The following is a 19,300-nucleotide window of genomic DNA, read 5'->3' on the forward strand; positions in this document are numbered from 1 at the left end:
CCCGATGACCACGCACACACTCCGCTCCAAGCGCCGCAGGTCGGCGCTGCGGACAGCGGCCTTCATGTCGCCGTGGCTGATCGGGTTCACCGTCTTCTTCGCGTACCCGATGGTCTCGACCGTGTACTTCTCGTTCATGAAGTACGACGGCTTCGGGGCCCCGGTCTTCAACGGGCTGACGAACTGGACGTACGTCTTCGGCGACTACCCGATGTTCTGGCCGTCGCTGCGCAACACGCTCTGGCTGGTGCTCGTCATGGTCACCTGCCGGGTGGTGTTCGGCCTCGGCATCGGCATGCTGATCACGAAGATCAGGACGGGCACGGGCCTCTTCCGCACCTTCTTCTACCTGCCCTACCTGGCCCCGCCGGTCGCCGCGACGCTGGCGTTCGTCTTCCTGCTCAACCCGGGTACGGGGCCCGTCAACGCGATCCTGGGCGATCTGGGCCTGCCGACCCCCGGCTGGTTCAACGACGCCTCCTGGTCGAAGCCGGCGCTCACCATGCTCGCGGTGTGGGGCGTCGGCGACCTGATGGTGATCTTCATGGCCGCGCTGCTCGACGTACCGAAGGAGCAGTACGAGGCGGCCGAGCTGGACGGCGCGTCCGGTTGGCAGCGGTTCCGCTTCGTGACGCTGCCGAACATCTCGCCGATCGTGCTGTTCGCCGTGGTCACCGGGGTGATCCAGGCGATGCAGTACTACACGCAGCCGCTGGTCGCGGGGAAGGTCGCCTCGGGTGTGATCGGCGGCTCCGGGCAGCAGTTCGAACCGGGTTACCCGGACAAGTCGACCCTGACGCTGCCCCAGCTCGTCTACAACCTCGGCTTCCAGCGCTTCGACTACGGCTCCGCCTGTGTCGTCGCCCTCGTCCTGTTCGCCCTGGCCATGGCCTTCACCGCACTGCTGATGCGGGGCCGCAACAACCTGATCCAGGCCGGTGACTGAGCCATGACCCAACTCCTCGACCCGCCCCGCCCCGTCGCCGCGCCCGGCGCGCCGACACCCGCCGAGCGCACCGCCCGCCGCAAGGCGCTGCTGCACTGGATCGCCGTCCACTCGCTGGGCGTCGCGGCCGCGCTGTTCTTCGTCCTGCCGTTCGTCTTCGTCTTCCTGACCTCGGTGATGAGCGACCAGCAGGCGCTGACCCGGGACCTCACCCCCGACACCTGGGAGTGGGAGAACTACAGGCGGGTCCTCGACACCCCGGGCTTCCTGACCTGGTGGCGCAACACCCTGCTGTACGCGGGCCTGGGCACGGTCCTGACCGTCGTGTCGTCGGTGCCGGTGGCGTACGCGCTGGCGAAGTTCCGCTTCCGGGGCCGCAAGCTCTCACTGATGCTGGTCATCTCGATGATGATGCTGCCGCCGCAGGTCGTCATCATCCCGATGTACCTGTTCTGGGCGAAGCAGCTGGACCTGTCCGGGACGCTGTGGCCGCTGATCATCCCGATGGCGTTCGGCGACGCGTTCTCCATCTTCCTGCTGCGGCAGTTCCTCCTCACCATCCCGAACGAGTACCTGGACGCGGCGAAGGTCGACGGCTGCGGTGAGTTCCGCACCCTGATCAGGGTCGTCCTGCCGATGGCGAAGCCCGGCATCGCGGCGATCGCCCTGTTCCAGTTCTTCGCCGCCTGGAACGACTACTTCGGACCGCAGATCTACGCCTCGGAGAACCCGGCCGCCTGGACGCTCAGTTACGGCCTGGAATCCTTCAAGGGCGCGCACCACACCGACTGGAACCTGACCATGGCCGCGACCGTTCTGGTCATGGCCCCCGTGATCGCCGTCTTCTTCTTCGCCCAGAAGGCGTTCGTCGAGGGCGTCACACTGACCGGAGTAAAGGGCTGATCATGAAGCTCGCAGTAGTGGGTGGCGGGTCCACCTACACACCTGAACTGATCGACGGATTCGCACGGTTGCGGGACACCCTGCCGGTCGAGGAGCTCGTGCTCGTCGACCCGGCGGCCGACCGGCTGGAGCTCGTCGGCGGCCTGGCCCGGCGGATCTTCGCCAAGCAGGGCCACCCGGGGCGCATCACCACGACCGCCGACCTGGACGCGGGGGTGGAGGGCGCCGACGCGGTCCTGCTCCAGCTGCGCGTCGGCGGACAGGCCGCCCGCAACCAGGACGAGACCTGGCCGCTGGAGTGCGGCTGCGTCGGCCAGGAGACCACCGGGGCCGGCGGCCTCGCCAAGGCCCTGCGCACGGTGCCGGTCGTCCTGGACATAGCCGAACGGGTCCGCCGGACCAATCCCGACGCCTGGATCATCGACTTCACCAACCCCGTCGGCATCGTGACCCGGGCGCTCCTGCAGGCCGGGCACAAGGCCGTCGGCCTGTGCAACGTGGCGATCGGATTCCAGCGGAAGTTCGCCGCGCTGCTCGACGTCACGCCTTCCGAGGTGCACCTCGACCATGTCGGGCTCAACCACCTGTCGTGGGAGCTCGGGGTCCGGCTCGGCGGTCCGGACGGCGAGAACGTCCTGCCCAGGCTCCTCGCGGAGCACGGCGACGCGATCGCCGACGACCTGCGCATGCCCCGGCAGATCGTCGACCGGCTCGGCGTCGTCCCGTCGTACTACCTGCGGTACTTCTACGCGCACGACGAAGTCGTCCGGGAGCTCGGCACGAAGCCGTCGCGGGCCGCCGAGGTCGCCGCGATGGAGAAGGAACTCCTGGCCATGTACGGCGATCCGGCGCTGGACGAGAAGCCGGCGCTGCTCGGCAGGCGCGGCGGCGCCTTCTACTCGGAGGCGGCCGTGGACCTGGCGGCCGCGCTGCTGGGCGGGGGCGGGTCCTCGGTGCAGGTGGTCAACACGTACAACAACGGCACGCTGCCGTTCCTGCCGGACGACGCGGTGATCGAGGTGCAGGCCCGGGTGGACGGCACGGGTGCCGCCCCGCTCACGGCCCCCGCGCTCGACCCGCTCTACGCGGGGCTGATCGCCAACGTGACGGCGTACGAGGACCTGGCGCTGGAGGCCGCGCTCCGGGGCGGCCGGGACCGGGTGTTCAAGGCGCTGCTGTCGCATCCGCTGATCGGCCAGTACGAGTACGCCGAGGCGCTCACCGACCGGCTGATCGCGCACAACCGGGAGCACCTGGCGTGGGCGTGAACGCTTCGGTCCTCGCCGTCGACGCGGGCAACAGCAAGACCGACGTGGCGCTGATCGGCGAGGACGGCTCCGTGCTGGCCACGGCCCGCGGGGGCGGCTTCCAGCCGCCGGTGGTCGGGGTGGAGGCGGCCGTCGACGTGCTGGCCGACGCGCTCGGCCGGGCACTGGCGTCGTCCGGCGTGCGCATGGGGGACGTCGGCCATGTGTCGGCGTGTCTGGCGAACGCCGATCTGCCGGTGGAGGAGGCCGAGTTGACCGAGGCTCTGCTCCGCCGGGAGTGGGGCGGCTCGGTGGAGGTGCGCAACGACACCTTCGCGATCCTGCGGGCCGGGGTCGACGAGCCGCGCGGTGTGGCCGTCGTCTGCGGGGCGGGGATCAACTGTGTCGGCATGGTCCCGGACGGGCGTACCGCACGCTTCCCCGCGATCGGCCGGATCTCCGGTGACTGGGGCGGGGGTTCGGGTCTCGCCGAGGAGGCCCTGTGGTTCGCGGCGCGGGCGGAGGACGGCCGCGGTGAGCCGACGGAGCTGGTGCGTACGCTGCCGGGGCACTTCGGGCTCGGCTCGATGTACGAGCTCATCGAGGCGCTGCACCGGGGCCGGATCACGCACGGGTCCCGGCACGAGCTGACTCCGGTGCTGTTCGCGACGAGCGCGACCGGGGACCCCGTGGCGACGGGTCTCGTCGACCGGCTGGCGGACGAGGTGGTCGCCCTGGCATCGGTCGCGCTCGGCCGGCTCGGGCTGCTGGACGAGGAGGTGCCGGTGGTGCTGGGCGGCAGCGTCCTGGCCGCGCGGCACCCGCGACTGGACGACCGGATCGCGCGTCTGCTGGCGGAGCGCGCTCCGAAGGCGGCGATCCGGGTCGTCACACAGCCCCCCGTGCTGGGGGCGGCGCTGCTGGGCCTGGACCGTACGGGGGCGGCGCCCGAGGTGCACAACAGGCTGCGTGCTCACTACACCTGACACACTGGGGGCAACGGCAGGGGTGTTCGGAACGGCTTCGGCGCCGCGGAACGCCCCTTCCGCACGGGAACCGATCAGATGTCCCGTACGTGTTCATGGTGGGGGGATCGATCCGCTTCGGGGGATGTCTCAGGGCTTGCCCGGGCGATCGTCTTGATCGCCCGGGCAAGCCCTGATCGAATACGGGGATCGATGCGGGATCGAGGCATTCCTGGTGAATGCCGGTTCCTGCGGCCATACTTCTGGCCGGGCACGAGTCCCCCGATCGGCCGGGGGTCCGGGCCGCCGTCAGTGACCGAGGGGGAGGTCAAGTGACATACCAGCCGAACGGGGCCCCGCCGCGGGAGCGCGCGCCGGGTGGGCCGGCCGTGCCCGTGACCGTACCCGCGCAGCGTCGTGACGTCCGGTCGGTTGCCGCCGAGCGGCTGCGTACCGCGGCGACGACCGAGCCGGGCAGGCTGCAGATCATCGGCGCCGTACTGGCGCTGCTGGTCGTGGCGTTCGGCGCGGTCACGGCCCTGGAGATCTCCGGGCGGGCCTCGGCCGCGGACGACGTGCTGTCCCACAGCCAGCCGCTGAGCGCGGACGCGGCGAGCATCTACCGCTCCCTGGCCGACGCGGACACGATGGCGGCGAGCGGCTTCCTGGCGGGCGCGCAGGAGCCCGAGGACGTGCACGAGCAGTACGAGAAGGACATCGGGGAGGCTTCCAGGCTCCTGGTGAAGGCGGCGGCGAACACCGACGCCTCGTCCTCCTCGTGGGACGAGATCACCACGCTGAACCAGCTGCTTCCCGAGTACACGGGCCTGGTCGAGCGGGCCCGCGCCAACAACCGGCAGGGACTGCCCCTCGGCGGTGCCTACCTCCGGTACGCGAACCAGAAGATGACGAACGAACTCCTTCCGGCCGCAGAGCGGTTGTACGCGGCGGAGACCAGCAGACTCGGAACCGACTCGGCCGACGCGCGGCAGTGGCCGTTCCTCTCGCTGGCGGCCGGCCTCGTAGCGCTGGCCGCGCTGGTGTGGATGCAGCGGCGCAACTACCGCCGGACGAACCGCGTCTTCAACCACGGGCTGCTCGCGGCGACCGCCGCGGCCACGGTGGTGCTGCTGTGGCTGGCCGTGGGGCACACGGTGGCCAGGGCCGAGCTGCGTGCGGCGATGGCACAGGGGCAGGAGTCCCTCGATGTCCTCAACAAGGCACGGATCAATTCGCTGAAGGCACGAGCCAACGAGAACCTCACCCTGGTCGCCCGAGGCGCGGTACTGACGGCGGACGGCACGCGCGACAAGTACGAGACGGACTACAGCACGGGCATGAAGTCCCTCGGCACGGAGCTCGAAAGCGCCGGGAAGCTCGCCGAAGGCACCCCGGGGAGCGAGCCGGTGGCGAAGGCCGTCAGCAGTGTGTCCGAGTGGCAGGACCGCCACAAGAAGGCCCGGACGACGGACGACCAGGGCGACTACGAGGGCGCCCTGGAGCAGATCATCGGCAAGGAGGGCTCCACGGGTGAGTCCTTCGAGCAGGTGGACGGCGCACTGCGACAGGCTCTCGCCCACGAACAGGGCGAGTTCACCGCGGCGGCGAAGAACGGGCGCGGGGCGCTGGGCGGGCTGCCGATCGGGGCAGCCGTCCTCGCCGTACTGGGTGCGGTCGCCACGATCGTCGGGGTCAACCGCAGGCTCTCGGAGTACCGGTGAGAGGGGGAGCGATGACCAGGGCGAAGGTCTGGGCCGCGCGCCGCAGGCTGCGCGGGTGGGGCGGTGTGACGGGCATGGCGGTGGCCTGTGCCGTCACGGCCTCGCTCACCCTGCTGCCGTTGGCGCACGGTGACGGCACCTTCGGCGGGCAGGAGGCCGGCCAGGGGGTGACCTCCACGGTGCCCGCCAAGGCGGACGCGTGCACGGATCCGGAGGCGAGCCTGCTTCCGTCCACGGACGACGGCCCGGCGATCGACAGGATCCGGGCGCGCGGCAAGCTGATCGCCGGTGTCGACCAGAACAGCTTCCGGTGGGGGTACCGCGATCCGGAGAGCGACACCCTGGAGGGCTTCGACATCGACCTGGTGCGGGCCATAGCGAAGGACATCCTGGGCGATCCGGACGCGGTGATCTTCCGGGCCATTCCCACGAACCAGCGCATCGCGGCGCTGGAGCACGACAAGGTCGACGTCGTCGTACGGACGATGACGATCAACTGCAGGCGTCTGGAGCAGGTCTCGTTCTCCACGGCCTACTTCCAGGCCGGGCAGCAGGTCCTCGCGCCGAAGGAATCGAGCATCACGGGGTACGACAGGTCCCTGGCCGGCAAGCGGGTCTGCACGGCGGAGGGCTCCACGGCGTTCGAGGCGCTGGAGAAGCAGTCGTACGGCGCGATATTCGAGGACGAGGGCGACGGCACCGAGCGGGACCGGGACCAGCTGACGGTCCCCAACCAGCTGGACTGCCTGGTGCGGCTGCAGCTCGGCGAGGTCGACGCGGTGGTCACGGACAACGCGCTGGCCGCGGGGCAGGCCGCGCAGGATCCGGCGGTGGAGCTCAAGGGCGACAAGCCGTTCACCACGGAGTACTACGGGGTCGCGGCGAAGCTCGGCGCCGACGATCTGGTGGCCAGGGTCAACCAGGTGCTGGTCGACTACCGCCGTGGCGGTGCCGGGAGCCTCTGGATGAAGTCGTACGAGGCGTGGCTGTCGGAGGGCCTGCCCGGGATCAAGGGGCCCCCGGCCCCCAAGTACCGGAGCAACTGAACCTGCCCGGACCCCCGGGTCCGGCGGAACGAGCGGAAAGGTGATCGATGAGCGTGGCGGGATCCTTCCCCGGCTTCGCGGGGAGGCCCCCCGGCCCGGTCATGGGCCGGGACGAGGCGGACCGTACCCTGGCCCGGCTCGGCGCGGAGCACGAGGCCATCGAGACCTCGCTCCTCGCCCTGCAGGACCATGCCGGCCGCCGGCTCCTGGAGGGCGCCGATCTGACCGGTGTCACAAAGGAACGCTGGGCCGCCACCGAGCAGACGATCACGCTGCTCTGGAGGTACTTCGACGCCTACGCCAGGGCGTTGGCCTCGGCCCGTGAGATCCGGTCCAGGCGCCGCTACCCCGGCCGGGGCGACATGGTGGCCCTGACCGATCTGCTGCGCGGCGACGGTGTGACCGTGGCGAACCAGGGCACTGCGGGACCGGGCGCGTCGCTCACCGGTCCGGCCCGGCTCTCCGAGCGGTTCACGCTGGAGGAGCTCGTCGCCCGGATGAACGAGCTGTACGCCCGCTCGCTGGACATGGTCGTCGCGTCGGACTCCGTGTGGTCGGCGCTGCCCGCCCGGATAGACCTGCTGGCGGCCGAACTGCACCGCACCCGCTCGCTGGCGCACTCCGTCGGGGTGCGGCCGGGGGAGCATCCGGCCGGTGACGACCTGGAGTCGATCACCCAGGAGCTGGCCACGCTGCGGGTGCAGGTGATCTCCGATCCGCTGGCGTTCTGGATGCCGGGACCGGGCAGCGCCGCGCCCGGCGCAGGGCGTCCCGACACCACGCGTTACGACCGGGCGGCCCGTGCCCTGGAGGACGTGCGCCGGGAGATCGAGGCGGTGCTCGCGGTCCGGCAGGACGCCGAGCAGCGCCTGCTCCAGGTGCGCGACCTGCTGTCGCGCGCGAACCGTACGCTCACCGAGGCCCGGTCGGCGCGCGGTGAGGTGCTGGCGAAGATCGCCGCGTCGGAGGTGCCCGCGGTCAGCGGACCGCCGACCGCGTTGCAGGAGCGGCTGGCGGTGGCGGCGGAGTACCGCAGGCACGCCCAGTGGAGCCGGCTCTCACCGCTGCTGGAGTCGCTGGAGCGGGAGGCCGAGGAGGAGCTGATGCGCGCCCGGGAGTCGCTGACGTCGGTCACGGCGCCGCTCGCGATCCGTGCGGAGCTGCGTGGCAGGCTCGACGCCTACAGGGCGAAGGTGGCCCGGCACGGTCTGGCGGAGGATCCGCTGCTGATCGAGCGGTACGACGCGGCCCGCCGGATGCTGTGGAGCGCGCCGTGCGATCTGCGCGTCGCCGGACAGGCGGTGCTGCGCTACCAGCAGGCCGCCGTGGATCTGCTGACTCCGCGCGACCGGGGCGGGCACGGCGAACAGGGGGAGACATCATGAGTACGCAGTGCCAGCGCCCCGCGTGCGAGGGCGCTTACGAGGACATGGGCGGCGGTGAGCTGTACTGCGACACGTGCGGTCTCGCGCCGGTCGTGTCCTCGACGGGCATGCTGGGCTCGCCGCCCACAGGTATCGCGGTGGGCGGTGGGACGGGCGGCCGGGGCAGCGCCAGCACGTCGCAGCGGACGGGTTCGCGGGCGTCGTCGAGGGCGTCGTCCCGTTCGTCGACGTCCAGGCGTTCGGTCTCCGGGCGGCTCTCCCGCTCGCTGTCGGGTTCGTCCACCTCCCGTTCGGTGTCGGTGGTCTCCGCGGGCAGTTCGACGGGCTCCTCGTCCGGGCGGGGCCGGCTGGGCGCGGGCCTGGTGCTCGTCCCCGACGTGCCGCGGCCGGATCCGCAGACGGCGGTGATGGAGAACCCCGAGGTCCCCGAACGGAAGCGATTCTGCTCGCGTTCCGACTGCGGCGCCCCGGTGGGCCGGGCGCGCGGCGAACGGCCGGGCCGCACCGAGGGGTTCTGCACCAAGTGCGGCCACCCCTACTCCTTCGTGCCGAAGCTGCGCGGCGGTGACATCGTGCACGGCCAGTACGAGGTGGCGGGCTGCCTGGCGCACGGCGGTCTGGGCTGGGTCTACCTCGCCGTGGACCGGGCGGTCTCCGACCGCTGGGTGGTCCTGAAGGGCCTGCTGGACACCGGGGACCAGGACGCCATGGCGGCTGCCATCTCCGAGCGGCGCTTCCTCGCGGAGATCGAGCACTCCAACATCGTCCGTATCTACAACTTCGTGGAGCACCTGGACCAGCGCACCGGTTCGCTCGACGGCTACATCGTGATGGAGTACGTCGGCGGCAAGGCGCTCAAGGAGATCGCCAACGAGCGTCGTACCCCGGCCGGGAAGCGGGATCCGCTGCCGGTGGAGCAGGCGTGCGCGTACGGGATCGAGGCGCTGGAGGCACTCGGCCACCTGCACAGCCGGAACCTGCTGTACTGCGACTTCAAGGTCGACAACGCGATCCAGACCGAGGACCAGCTCAAGCTGATCGACATGGGCGCGGTGCGCAGGATGGACGACACCGACTCGGCCATCTACGGCACGGTCGGCTACCAGGCGCCCGAGGTGGCCGAGGTCGGTCCGTCCGTCGCCTCCGACCTGTACACGGTCGCGCGGACGCTCGCGGTGCTCACCTTCGACTTCCAGGGGTACACGAACGTCTTCGTGGACTCGCTGCCCGATCCGGACAACATCGACGTCTTCCGCAGGTACGAGTCGTTCTACCGGCTGCTGGTGCGGGCCACGGACCCGGATCCGGAACGGCGGTTCGCTTCGGCCGCGGAGATGGCCGAGCAGCTGACGGGTGTGCTGCGGGAGGTGGTGGCGCTGCAGACGGGACGCCCGCGCCCGGCGCTCTCGACCCTGTTCGGCACGGAACTCCGGGTGACGGACACGGTGTTGTTCGGGGAGCTGACCGGTGAGGTGTCCCGGCTCGGCGCCCGCAGGGCTCCGGCGGGGCGCTTCGGACGCCGGAAGAACGGTGCGGTGCCCGTGGCGCAGGGTCCGGGGGCGGCAGCCCTGCCGCCTTCGGTCCCCGCGCCGTACGCCCCCGCTTCCTCTCCCGTTCCCGTTCCCGCTCACGGCGTGCCGGGCGCGGGTCCGCTGCACGCCCCGGACACCCATGTCGGGGGAGGCTCCGGCGGTGGTACGGCGGGCGGCCCCGGTGGAGTTCCCGGGTACGCGCCGTCCCGGGCGGCTGTTCCGGCCCCGCGTCCGCCGGTTCCCGTCCCGGGGCCGCTGCCCGCCGTGCACAACGGCCGTGCCCCCCGGCTGGTGGACTTCGACGCGCGGGCGACCTCGCTGGCCCTGCCGGTCCCCCGGGTCGACGCCAACGACCCGAACGCCGGATTCCTCGCCGGGGTGATGACGTCGGCACCCGCCGAGCTGGTCTCCGCGCTGCAGACCGTGCCCGCCCCGTCGCTGGAGACCTGGCTGCGCGAGCTGCGCGCCCGGCTGGAGATGGACGAACTCGACGCCGCCGTAAGGGCGCTGACCACGGTGGAGACGCAGCATCCGGAGGACTGGCGGGTCGTCTGGTACCGCGGGGTCACCTCCCTGGTGACCGGGGACAAGGAGAACGCGGCACTGTCCTTCGACGCGGTGTACGACGCCTTCCCCGGGGAGCCGGCGCCGAAGCTGGCGCTGGGCATCTGCGCGGAGGTCCTGGGCCAGCTGGACAACGCCGCCGAGTACTACCGACTGGTGTGGGCGACCGATCCGAGCTTCGTCAGTGCCGCGTTCGGCCTGGCGCGGGTGCAGATCGCCGCCGGGGACCGGTCCGGGGCCGTGCGGACGCTGGAGTCCGTACCGGAGTCGTCGATCCACTACACGGCGGCGCGGGTGGCCGCGGTGCGGGCACGGCTGCGCGAGCGCGCCCCGCACGAGCCGCTGATCGACGATCTGGCCGCCTCGGCGGACCAGGTGACGGCGCTGCGGGACTACGGTCTGGACGCGGTGCGCCGTGAGCGGTTGTCGACCGAGGTGCTGGGTACGGCACTTGACTGGGTACTCTCCGGTAGTCCCACGGATCGGTCGCCGGGTCCGGCCTCCCCCGCAGCCGCGGGGCCGAGGGCGCTGCTCGGCAGTGAGCTGGACGAGCAGGGCCTCAGGTTCGGTCTCGAACGCTCGTACCGGATGCTCGCCCGGCTGACGCAGCGGGGCGACGAGAGGATCGAACTGGTGGAGCGGGCCAACCGTTTCCGCCCCCGGACCTGGGTGTGAAGATGTCACAGATCCATGAGCAGGCCTCCTTGCCGGGGTGCCCCGGCTGCGAGGAACCCCTGGAGTCGGGCGACCTGTTCTGCGGCGCGTGCGGGTACGACCTCTCGGCCGTTCCCGCACCCCCCGGGGACCGTCCCACGGTCGCCATCACAATCCCGGGGCCGAGTCCGGCGGAGCGGGCGCCGGCCGCCGGTGCGGTGGAGTGGCCGCCCGCCTCCGAGGCCGACAGCTCCGACCTCCCATCGCCCACGCACCGCCCGACCGATCTGCCCGGCACGGACTCGGGCGGCAAGCCCCTGCCGACGGCGGCCCCGGTGGCCGCTCAGGCGGCTGTCCCCTCGGCGGCCCCGGCGGCGGTCCGTTTCGACGAGCCGGACGGCCCGGAAGGCGCCTCGGGCGACTTCGAGCTGGCCGCGCCCGATCCGCGTACCGCGGAGCACACCGCGGCCGCCACGGCCCCGGGCGGCAAGATCTGTGTGGCCTGCCGCTCCGGCCGTGTGGACACCGACGGTTACTGCGAGAACTGCGGCCACGCCCAGCCCCGGGAGCGCGACCACATGGAGCAGGAGCTCGGTTCGGTGGCCGCGGTCAGCGACCGGGGTCTGCGCCACCACCGCAACGAGGACGCCTTCGCGGTGTCCTCGACGGCTCTGCCGGACGGCTCACCGGCCGTCGTCGCGATCGTGTGCGACGGCGTCTCGTCGGCGAGCCGTCCCGACGAGGCCTCGGCAGCCGCGGCGACCGCGGCCAACGAGGCGCTGCTGGATTCCCTGCCGCGTGGCACGCATCCGCAGCAGGCGATGCACGAGGCGATCCTCGCCGCCTCCGAGGCCGTCAACTCCCTGGCGCAGGAGCCTGGCCACGCGATGGAGCACGATCCGCACCGCCATCAGAACGCCCCGGCCTGCACCCTGGTCGGCGCGATCACGGCGGGCGAGCTGCTGGTCATCGGCTGGGTGGGCGACAGCCGCGTCTACTGGGTGCCCGAGGACCGCACCGCCGCGCCCGTCCGCCTCACGGAGGACGACTCCTGGGCCGCGCAGATGGTGGCGACGGGTCTGATGAACGAGGCGGAGGCGTACGCGGACGAGCGCGCCCACGCCATCACGGGCTGGCTCGGAGCCGACGCGTACGAACTCGAACCGCACACCGCGTCCTTCAAACCGGACCGGGCGGGGCTGGTCGTGGTGTGCACGGACGGGCTGTGGAACTACGCGGAGGGGGCGGTGGAGATGGCCGCGGCGGTGCCGCCCGACGCGTACGGACGTCCTTTGCACGGCGCCCAGGTGCTGGTCGGTCACGCGCTCGACGGCGGGGGCCACGACAACGTAACAGTGGCTCTGCTGCCGTTCGCCGTGCCGTTCCGAGGGGCAGGATCGGCCTGCGGCACCGTCTGAGCCGCGTCCGGTCCGTCTGTTCGTCCCCCCTTTCGCCTCTCCTTCGTCCCTCCCTCGCCCCGACTTCCTGCTCGAACCTGTCCGCTTACCTGTCTTCACCTGACACACGTGGAGCATCGAGGAGCCGATCAGATGGCCAACTTCTCCAAGTCCGGCGTGCCGCGGTTCGCCGTCGAGGTGTACCAGAACGCCTACCTGCCCGAGGGCGGCCGTGAGGTCAACGCGATCGTCACCGTCACCTCGACGGGTGGGGGTACCACCGGTGGTGTGCCGTTGACCGGAGTACCCCCGACGCCCGCGCGAACGGCGGGGACCGCACCGGACGCGGCAGTGGTGCTCATGGTCGACTGCTCGGGCTCGATGGACTACCCGCCCACGAAGATGCGCAACGCGCGCGACGCCACTGCGGCGGCCATCGACACCCTGCGCGACGGCACGCTGTTCGCGGTGGTGGCGGGGACGCACGTGGCCAAGGACGTGTACCCGGGCAACGGACGCCTCGCGACCGCCGACGCGCAGACGAGGGCCCAGGCGAAGGAGGCCCTGCGCCGGCTGAGCGCGGGCGGTGGTACGGCGGTCGGCACCTGGCTGCGACTCGCGGACCGGCTGCTCGGGGCGGCCGATGTGGAGATCCGGCACGGAATCCTCCTCACCGACGGGCGCAACGAGCACGAGTCCCCGGAGGATCTGCGGGCCGCGCTGGAGTCCTGTGCGGGCCGTTTCACCTGTGACGCCCGTGGTGTCGGCACCGACTGGGAGGTGAAAGAGGTCACAGCCGTCGCCTCAGCCCTGCTCGGCACGGCCGACATCGTCGCCGATCCGGCGGGGCTCGCCGCGGACTTCACGCAGATGATGGAGAACGCGATGGGCAAGGAGGTCGCGGATGTGGGCCTGCGGCTCTGGACGCCGGTCGGTGTGGAGATCGTTTTCGTGAAGCAGGTGGCACCCACGGTCACCGATCTGACCGGCCGCCGCACCGAGGCGGGCCCCCGCGCCGGTGACTACCCGACCGGCTCCTGGGGCGACGAGTCCCGGGACTACCACGTGTGCGTACGGGTTCCGCAGGCCGGGATCGGCCAGGAGATGCTGGCGGCGCGTGTCTCGCTGATCCTGCCCGCCACGTCGGCCGACGCCACCCCGCAGACCCTTTCCCAGGGACTCGTACGGGCGGTGTGGACGGACGACATGGTGGCGTCCACGTCGATCAACCCGCAGGTCGCCCACTACACAGGCCAGGCGGAACTGGCGCAAGTCATCCAACAAGGCCTGGATGCGCGCAAATCAGGAGACTTCGACGGCGCGACCGCGAAACTGGGCCGTGCGGTGCAGCTCGCCTCGGCCTCCGGGAACGCGGATACCGCGAAACTCCTTTCGAAGGTGGTCGACGTCGTCGACGCGGCGACCGGTACTGTGCGACTGAAAGCGAGGGTGGCGGAAGCGGACGAGATGACACTCGAAACGCGCTCGACCAAGACCGTTCGCGTCAAGAAATAGCGGCAAGAACGACAGCTGCGTACACGACAGCGACACAGCCGCACGGGGGCCATCCGGTCCGCCGCGCGGCGCGCCTACGAGCATGACGGCCTGCGGGCCGGACGAGGAGAGGGGGAAGCGCCGACATGCCGACCTGCCCGAACGGACACCAGTCGGGTTCCGAGGACTGGTGCGAGGTCTGCGGACATCGCATGGCCGGGGCGGGTGCGCCCGCGGGCGCGGTCCCGCCGCCGCCTCCTCCGCCACCCGCGCCCGGTTACGGCTTCCCGCAGGGCTCCGGCTCCGGTGGGCCGACCGCCCAGGCCGAGCTCTGCCCGCAGTGCCGCACCCCGCGTGAGGCGATGGCGCCCTTCTGCGAGGAGTGCCGCTGGAACTTCCTCACGAACACGGCGACGTCGTACACCCCGCTGGCCCCGCAGGGCGGCGTCGGTGGCCCGGTGCCCGGCCTGAATCTGCCGCCCGGTTTCCAGGCGCAGCAGGGACCGCCGTCGCCCCCGCAGCAGCGGGACGCCTTCGACTACCAGAGCTCGCGGCCGTCGCAGATGAACCGGCCCGCGGAGCCGCTCTCGCCGGAGCAGGCGGGCCGGCCGGGTCCGCCGCCGTTCCAGCAGGGGCCGCCGCCTCCGCCGGCCTTCCAGCAGCAGTCGCCGTCCCCCTTCGAGCACCAGGGACAGCAGGGCCCGCCGCCCGGCCGGCCTTCGCCGTTCGAGCCGCAGGGGCCGGGGCAGCAAGGTCCGCCTTCACCGTTCGAGCCGCAGGGGCCGGGGCAGCAGGGACCGCCGCCCCCGCCGTCGTTCCAGCAGCAGTCCGCGCCGCCGCAGCCGCAGGCTCCGCGGACCGGTGGGGACGACGACTGGATGCTGCCGCCGCCCTCTCAGCAGCAGCCTCCGCAGTCCTTCCAGCAGGGACCGCAGACGCCCCAGGCGTCACAGCCTCCGCAGGCCCCCCAGCCTCCGCAGCAGCAGTTCCCCGGCCAGGGCCAGGACCGGTCGTCCGGCACCTGGTCGGCCGTCATTGCCCCGGACCGTGCGTACTTCCTGGCGATGATGCAGCGCAGCGGCCCCGAGGCGACCGGGCTGAACCTGCCCGCGTACTCCCCCGAGCAGCATCTGCCGCTCACGGGCAACCAGATCACCATCGGCCGCCGCCGGCACAGCACCGGCGAGTCGCCCGACATAGACCTCGCCGTGCCGCCGGAGGATCCGGGCGTCTCGCACCAGCACGCCGTGCTGGTGCAGCAGCCGGACGGCACCTGGGCGGTCGTCGACCAGAACTCCACCAACGGCACCACGCTCAACGGTGCCGAGGACCCGATCCAGCCCTACGTCCCCGTCCCGCTCCAGGACGGTGACCAGGTGCACGTCGGGGCCTGGACGACGATCACCGTCCGCCGCGACTGATCCCGCACGCCCGCACCGGGTACCGGAGTCCTAGGACCTCGGTACTCGGCCGGTGCGTCTGCGACGATGGACGGGTGACAGAGATTCCGCGCGACACGCTTCAGGAGCAGACCTTCTACGAGCAGGTCGGCGGCGAGGAGACCTTCCGGCGTCTGGTCCACCGCTTCTACCAGGGTGTCGCCGACGACCCGCTGCTGAGGCCGATGTACCCGGAGGCTGATCTGGGTCCGGCCGAGGAGCGCTTCGCGCTGTTCCTCATGCAGTACTGGGGCGGTCCGCGCACCTACAGCGATCACCGGGGGCATCCCCGGCTGCGGATGCGGCACGCCCCGTTCCAGGTGGACCGTGCGGCGCACGACGCCTGGCTCTCCCACATGCGGGTGGCCCTCGACGAGCTCGGCCTGTCCGCCGCGCACGAGCGGCAGTTGTGGGACTACCTCACGTACGCCGCCGCTTCCATGATCAATACCGAGGGCTGACCCTCCCCTCCGCGGGCGTGCGGAATCCGGTGCTCCGCCGCCGGATATCGGTCACGATCCCATCAATAGCGACCGCAAGCGGTTTCCAGGAGCCGGTGCGCTCTGAAAGCATCCTGGGAACGTCGGGGGGCGTGCGGCTGCTGAGGGTTTCGGGGGATCAGGTGACGGGGTTCGTCTTTCTGCGGGTGCGTGCGCACCGGCTGCTTCTCGCGGCCGCCCTCCTGGCCGTACTGCTGACCACCTGCGTACTGGCGGCGCTGACCGCCTTCTCCGGTTCCGTCGGGGACGCCGCCCTGCGGCACACGCTGACCCACCGTTCCGCCGAGTCCGCCGCCCTCTTCGTGTCCGCGGAGGTGGAGCGCGACCGGCGCGCCGAGGCCGACGCCACGGTCCGCCGGGCCGCCGCTGACACCTTCGACGCACTGCCGGTGACCGTACGGAAGCTGGAGACCTCCGGACCGTACGCGCTGCCCCGCGGTCTCCAGGCTCCGGTCGGCCGCCGGGGTGAACCCGATCTCACACACCTCGCCTCGCTCGACCGCAGCCGCGTCCGTCTGACCGAGGGGCGCATGCCCGTCGCCGGGGCGGGTGCCCCGGCCGGGCCGGTGCAGGTCGCACTCCCCCGTGCCGCCGCCGAGGCCCTGAAGGTGAAAACGGGCACGCGGCTCACCCTCGCCGACCGGCTGGGCGGAGCACCGCTCACGATCGAGATCACCGGCCTGTACGAGGCGTCCGACCAGGCCGACCCCTACTGGCAGTTGGACACGCTCGGCGGGCGCGGGGTCCGCAAGGTCGTCTTCACCACGTACGGTCCGCTGCTCGCCGACCCCGCGGTCCTGGCTTCCGACCGGCTGAGTGCCGGTGGGGTGTCCTGGCTGGCCGGTGCCGACTTCCGTACGGTGACCACCGACCGGACCGGGGATCTGCACCGCGCGTCGACGGCCGGGCCGAAGGCGTTGTCGGCGGCCGCGGTGTTCGACGGCAAGGTCACGGTGCGGACCTCGCTGCCCACCGTCGTCGAGCAGATCGACCGGGCGCTGCTGGTGTCCCGCTCGACGATCATGATCGTCGCGGTCCAGCTGGTCCTGCTCGCGGGCTACGCCCTGCTGCTCGTGGCCCGGCTGCTGAGCAGCGAGCGGGCCGGTGAGACGGAACTCCTGCGGGCCCGGGGCGGTTCGCGGGGCCGGCTCGCCTCGCTGGCCGCGACCGAGGCACTGCTGCTCGCGGTGCCCGCCGCTCTCGTCGCCCCGCTGCTCGCCGGACCGCTGACCCGGCTGCTCGCGGACCGGAGCGAGCTCACCCGGATCGGGCTGGAGCTCGGCGGTGGTGTGAACGGCTCGGTGTGGCTGGTGGCCGTCGCCGTCGCGCTGGCGTGTGCGCTCGCCGTGGTGGCGCCCGCCCTGGCCGCGAGCGCGGGCGGGCGGCGGGGCTCCCGCGCCACGGCGCTGCCCGCCCCGGTGCGCGCGGGTGCCGACCTCGGGCTGCTGCTGATCGCCGGGGTGGCCTACTGGCAGCTGGACCGGCAGACCGGGACCTCGGGCAGCGGCGCGCTCAGCGGTGACCGGGAGGGCGAGCTCGGCATCGATCCGCTGCTGGTCGCCGCACCGGCGCTGGCCCTGCTCGCGGGCACGGTGCTGACGCTGCGCCTGCTGCCCCCGGCGGCCCGGCTCGCGGAGCGCCGCGCGGCGGGCGGCCGGGGACTGTCCGCGGCCTTGGCCGGCTGGCAGTTCAGCCGCCGTCCGCTGCGCGGTGCGGGTCCGGTGCTGCTGATCGTGCTGGCCGTGGCGACGGGCATGCTGGCCATCGGCCAGGCCGCTTCCTGGGACCGTTCGCAGAGCGACCAGGCCGACTTCAGGTCCGGCGCCTCGGTACGGGTCGTGGCCGGGCTCGGCAACGACCCGGCGAAGGCGGCGCCGTACTCGGATCTGCCCGGTGTGCGCGAGGCGGCTCCGGCGTTCCGTACGACGGTCGACCTGTCCGGCGGGCGGACGGCCGAGGTGCTGGCGCTGGACACTTCGCATGCAGGCGAGCGGATGCTGATGCGCGAGGACCTCGCGGGCTCGGCACCGCAGGAGCTGTTCGACGCGATCGCCCCGCCGAAGGCCACGCGTACCGGGGTGACGCTGCCGGAGAACAGCACCCGGGCGGTGTTCGATCTGCGGATCACCGACACCGCGGCGCCCGAGGAGAAGAAGCGGGCGGGTGCGGCTCCGCTGGTGAGCGTGCTGCTGGAGGACCGTTACGGCATCGGCTACCGGATCGGTGCCGGGACCGTTCCCGTCGACGGGCGTACGCACACCGTCTCCGTGCCCGTGTCCCCGTCGGGCGGGCTGGCCGTGACCGGCTTCGAGGTGGACGGCGACGTGCCCGCGGACCGCTCCCAGCAGCGGCTGGTCGCGGTGACGGGGCTCAGGGCGCAGACGGCCGAGGACGGCGAGCAGCCGGTCCGGGCCGGGGACGGGGTGCGCTGGCGGGCGGCGACGACCGTGACCGAGGCCGGGGAGGAGCGGCCGGGCGCGACTCCGGAGCCGGTGAGCGCTTCGGGTGCGGAGCCTTCCTTCCGCTACGGCACGGGGGCCGTCCTGACGCCGGAGCCGTTCTTCGGCGGCGGCCCGGTGGGCACGCTCAGGGTCACCGCGGTCCGTGCGGCGGCGCCCGCGCTGAAGGCGGTGGTGACCGACGCGTATCTGACGTACTCGGGAGCGAAGCTCGGCCAGGAGGTCGACCTCACGCTGTCCGGCCGGACGGTCCGGGTGACCCTGGTGAAGTCGGTGCGGCAGCTGCCCACCACCGGCGCCGCCGGCTCCCCGGGCGCCGGTTCCTCGGGCGCCGGTTCCTCGGGCGCCGGTTCCTCGGCCGCCGGTTCCTCGGCCGCCGGAAGCGGGGCGGGGTCGTCGGTGAAGCCCGGCGGGAGCCTGCTCCTGGACCTCAGGGCCGTCTCCGAAGTGCTCGCCCAGCGGTCCGGTGCCGCGTTGGCGCCCACCGAGTGGTGGCTGAGCACGGCCCCCGGCGACGGGCCGGTGGTGGCGGCCGAGCTGCGCAAGCTGCCGGGTACGGACCCGGCCCAGGTGCTGGTGCGCGACGAGACGGCCCAGGCTCTGGCGGACGATCCGCTGGGGGCGGGTCCGCAGTCCGCGCTGCTGGCGGTGGCCGCGGTCGCCGCGGCGCTGGCCGCGGTCGGTTACGCGGTCGGCCTCGTGGGCTCGCAGCGCGAACGGTCCGCCGAATTCGCCGTGTTGCGGGCTCTGGGTACGTCCCGCAGGCGGCTGGCCAGGATGGTCGCCGCGGAGCAGGGGATCCTGATCGCCCTCGCGGTGCTGGTCGGGCTGGCGCTGGGGGCCGTGCTGACCAGGGCCGTCGTGCCGCTCGTGGTGCTGACGGGGCAGGCCGCCCGACCGGTGCCGGACGTCCTGGTGCTGCTGCCCGCCGGGCAGGTCGCCGTGCTGCTGGCCTCCGTCGCAGCGCTGCCGTTGCTGATCGTGGCCGCGATCACGCTGAGGCGGGCCGATCCCGCCGTTTCGCTGCGCCACCAGGGGGACAACTGAC

13 protein-coding genes are annotated in these 19,300 nt (G+C 72.3%); all 13 read left to right on the forward strand.

Annotated features, from left to right (window positions below):
• Positions 1 to 4: 4 nt before the first annotated feature.
• The 13 genes from OG524_RS12295 (at position 5) to OG524_RS12355 (ending at position 19,299) form a co-directional block, all read left to right on the forward strand.
• Complete coding sequence (locus OG524_RS12295; protein ID WP_405390812.1) at positions 5 to 946, forward strand: carbohydrate ABC transporter permease; 942 nt, start codon at positions 5 to 7, stop codon at positions 944 to 946.
• Between the two features lie 3 nt (positions 947 to 949).
• Positions 950 to 1,849 (forward strand): carbohydrate ABC transporter permease, encoded by a 900-nt coding sequence (locus OG524_RS12300; protein ID WP_405390811.1) that lies wholly within the window; start codon positions 950 to 952, stop codon positions 1,847 to 1,849.
• A 2-nt stretch (positions 1,850 to 1,851) separates the two neighbouring features.
• Entirely contained in the window at positions 1,852 to 3,117 is a 1,266-nt protein-coding gene (locus OG524_RS12305; protein WP_405810192.1) for a 6-phospho-beta-glucosidase, read from the forward strand.
• A complete protein-coding gene (locus OG524_RS12310; RefSeq protein WP_405390809.1) occupies positions 3,108 to 4,082 on the forward strand; it encodes an N-acetylglucosamine kinase in 975 nt (324 codons plus the stop codon). The genes OG524_RS12305 and OG524_RS12310 overlap by 10 nt, the downstream gene beginning before the upstream one ends.
• 311 nt (positions 4,083 to 4,393) lie before the next feature.
• Positions 4,394 to 5,782, forward strand: a complete 1,389-nt coding sequence (locus OG524_RS12315) for a hypothetical protein (protein WP_405810194.1) — start codon at positions 4,394 to 4,396, stop codon at positions 5,780 to 5,782.
• Between the two features lie 11 nt (positions 5,783 to 5,793).
• Positions 5,794 to 6,828 (forward strand): glutamate ABC transporter substrate-binding protein, encoded by a 1,035-nt coding sequence (locus OG524_RS12320; RefSeq protein WP_405390807.1) that lies wholly within the window; start codon positions 5,794 to 5,796, stop codon positions 6,826 to 6,828.
• Positions 6,829 to 6,875: 47 nt separating this feature from the next.
• Positions 6,876 to 8,213: a hypothetical protein gene (locus tag OG524_RS12325; RefSeq protein WP_405390806.1), complete on the forward strand. Its 1,338-nt coding sequence runs from the start codon at positions 6,876 to 6,878 to the stop codon at positions 8,211 to 8,213.
• Positions 8,210 to 10,984: a tetratricopeptide repeat protein gene (locus OG524_RS12330; protein ID WP_405810196.1), complete on the forward strand. Its 2,775-nt coding sequence runs from the start codon at positions 8,210 to 8,212 to the stop codon at positions 10,982 to 10,984. The genes OG524_RS12325 and OG524_RS12330 overlap by 4 nt, the downstream gene beginning before the upstream one ends.
• Positions 10,985 to 10,986: 2 nt before the next feature.
• Entirely contained in the window at positions 10,987 to 12,381 is a 1,395-nt protein-coding gene (locus OG524_RS12335) for a PP2C family protein-serine/threonine phosphatase (protein ID WP_405810198.1), read from the forward strand.
• A gap of 132 nt (positions 12,382 to 12,513) precedes the next feature.
• A complete protein-coding gene (locus OG524_RS12340) occupies positions 12,514 to 13,875 on the forward strand; it encodes a vWA domain-containing protein (protein ID WP_405390803.1) in 1,362 nt (453 codons plus the stop codon).
• Between the two features lie 125 nt (positions 13,876 to 14,000).
• Positions 14,001 to 15,275 carry an FHA domain-containing protein gene (locus tag OG524_RS12345; RefSeq protein ID WP_405810200.1) on the forward strand — a complete coding sequence of 425 codons (1,275 nt, stop codon included), beginning with the start codon at positions 14,001 to 14,003 and terminating at the stop codon, positions 15,273 to 15,275.
• A 74-nt stretch (positions 15,276 to 15,349) separates the two neighbouring features.
• Complete coding sequence (locus tag OG524_RS12350; RefSeq protein WP_384501337.1) at positions 15,350 to 15,754, forward strand: globin; 405 nt, start codon at positions 15,350 to 15,352, stop codon at positions 15,752 to 15,754.
• Between the two features lie 161 nt (positions 15,755 to 15,915).
• Positions 15,916 to 19,299 carry an FtsX-like permease family protein gene (locus OG524_RS12355; RefSeq protein WP_405810202.1) on the forward strand — a complete coding sequence of 1,128 codons (3,384 nt, stop codon included), beginning with the start codon at positions 15,916 to 15,918 and terminating at the stop codon, positions 19,297 to 19,299.
• Position 19,300 lies beyond the last annotated feature (1 nt).

Source organism: Streptomyces sp. NBC_01520 (assembly GCF_045040375.1).
Classification (GTDB): Bacteria; Actinomycetota; Actinomycetes; order Streptomycetales; family Streptomycetaceae; genus Streptomyces.